The sequence below is a fragment of the Maribacter algarum (ex Zhang et al. 2020) genome, assembly GCF_005885635.1.
GTDB lineage: Bacteria > Bacteroidota > Bacteroidia > Flavobacteriales > Flavobacteriaceae > Maribacter_C > Maribacter_C algarum.
Genome location: NZ_VATY01000011.1, coordinates 1 through 2618, shown reverse-complemented (window position 1 = coordinate 2618; position 2618 = coordinate 1). Strand labels below are relative to the sequence as shown.

Here is a 2618-nt window from a genome sequence, read left to right as displayed (position 1 = left end):
AACAAAGCCTATGAATTAATTGCTATGGATTTTCCTCACGGAAAATCTTTCGCAATTATCATTAACTTAGCTAGTACGCTGGAAATATCCTACGGACATTTCCGCAACTAATCATAGCCGAACCGTTGTCATTAATAGCCCAAAAAAAATCGAGCAGGACTGGCTAAAAGCGGTATTTTTTTGGTATTCAATCGAAAGTTTCCGCAAGAATTGAAAATCGTACTTAAAAAAATATTGGACTATCTTGGCAGGTTTGCGTATTTTAAAGAGATTGCAACATCCTTTAAATTTTGCTTAGAATAGGAAAAAGTACATAATAATAAAAACTTTCTAGCCATGCGAAAAAGATTGCCAACCCATTTGCTTTTTCTTTTACTATTTCTAGTATCAAATTCAGTGTTATCACAACAACCTGAATATATCATTGGTGAGCTAATAGATTCCAAAACGCAAGAACCTATTGCCTTTGCCAGTATTCGAATAAAGAATCAAGCTTTAGGCATTATTTCGAATACGGATGGAAGTTTCAAAATTCCTTTAAAGTATAAAGAATACGGTGATATCATCGAGATATCCTCTATGGGATATCAAACAAAAGAGATCTTGATTCATAATCTTTCGGTCTATGAGTTGAACAATGTTAGACTGCTACCTGCACTTTTTGAACTAGAAGAGACAATCGTAAGAGGAGAGAAAAAACGAAGACTTTCCGCTATGCAAATTGTGCAGAGGGCTATCGCGAATATTCCTAAAAATTATCCGCAAAATTTGTTTTCAACCGTTGGTTATTATCGAGACTATCAATTGAAGGCAAATGAATATGTTAATTTGAACGAGGCAATTCTTGAAGTTTTTGACTCGGGTTTTGGTAAAATAGATACGACAACCACATTGGTGCAGATTTATGATTATAAAAAAAACTTGGATTTCGAACGTGATACACTTTCAGACGATCCATACGATTATAAACGCTCGCGAAAAATAGTCGACAATGCGTTTCTCCAAAAATATGGGGGAAACGAGTTTTCAATATTGAGGGTGCATGATGCAATACGGAATTTTAATGTGAACTCATACTCATTTGTAAACCGTTTTGATATTGACCTATTGCGAAACCATATTTTTTCTAGGGACAATAGTACCTACATAAACGGTGAGGCAGTCTATGCCATAACATTTCGCAAGAAATACCCTAATTTTCGTACTGGATCCCCTAAGAACAGTGCCTTCGGGGTGTTATATATTTCACACGGTGATTTCGCCATTCATAAAATGGAGTATGTCGTTTACGATGAGAGAAAACGTACATCAAAAGGTACATTGAATCGACATAAGGGCAGGGGGACGCTTTTGTTCGAGGTGATTTCCGAATACCGTCGAAACAAAAATAAGATGTATCTAAATTATATTTCGTTTCAAAACAGTTTCATTTTGTGGGAGCCTCCTAAATTTAAAATAGATGATATACTTATAGATTTAAAATATGAAGAGAATGTGGTGCTGAAAAATGGCTCCATTAAAGTTCTGTATAATAGAACGCCCAGAGAAGAAGAGGCGGTAAAACCTGAAAACTATCGGGTCCGATTTAATGGTAAAAGACTGAAAATAAATAAAGTAGTGGTTTTTAAAAATATTGTGTCACTTTTTCCTGATATGGCTCAAAAAGAGAGAAATGAAATGTTAGTACAGCTTGCTGAAAATGAAAAGAATCCGATTGCTCTTAACAAAATACTTTCAGTAGACGTCGAACCGATTCATGATATAGATGGTAACGTACTTAACAAATGGGAGAAACGTGACTATAACCAATTTCGAGAGTACTTCGTACAACAGGTAAAACCCAATACCCATTTGCCTGCTCAGGGCAAATTTATGAACAAAAGAAAACCCATTTTCGAAGATCAGCCAGTTGTTCGCCCAGACAATTTCGATGATTATTGGATGAATACGCCTCTTCAAAATATAAAAACTAAAGGCACTTCAAACAATAATTAATTTAGAAACTCATATAGGGATATCATAAATTAAGCTATCTAGTTTTTAGCAAAAAAAGCTCATCAAATAGATTCGCTACTTATTTAAAACCTTATTTTTTTAAGAGTAGACTTCACTCTATCTCAACTATTATCCAGGTAAACTCTTTAATAAATTTGTGCAATGGACTTTACTCAGGCGGAATTTAGGGACGTAAAAAGTTTGCGGTTGAAGGCAATCGAAATACAATCGGTGTGGCTGAAACTTAGCAATCTAGGGAGAAGATAACATAATCGTGCGTGATTACCCTTGTGGGTCGCTACTAATGACAACAATGGCTATAGCAAATAGGGCATAAAGTGCTATATTTAAAGGCTTGGTCTTATATACTAAGTCCGCCAAATCTTTTGGATTTGGCAATTAAAAAAGAAAAATATAATTACAAAACAAAAAGCTTTGGCTAGCAGACCAGACGGAAACGAAAAGTTTCCTTGCCTGCCCTACTTGCCATAGCCGCACCGTTGTAACACATTTGAAAAAACTACTATATTTAGGATTTGCATTCTTAATCGGTTGTTCTCAATCAAAAAAAAAGAATTCTGTTGAAACATATTCAAGACAACTAATTGTTTATGACTTGGACA

Annotated in this window: 1 protein-coding gene; it reads left to right on the top strand. The window is 35.0% G+C overall.

The window, feature by feature from the left end; genetic code table 11:
- Window positions 1-336 precede the first annotated feature (336 nt).
- The gene (locus FEE95_RS21930; protein ID WP_138660191.1) at window positions 337-1995 is read left to right on the top strand and encodes a carboxypeptidase-like regulatory domain-containing protein; all 1659 of its coding nucleotides are present in this window, start codon (window positions 337-339) and stop codon (window positions 1993-1995) included.
- The last annotated feature ends 623 nt before the right edge of the window (window positions 1996-2618 follow it).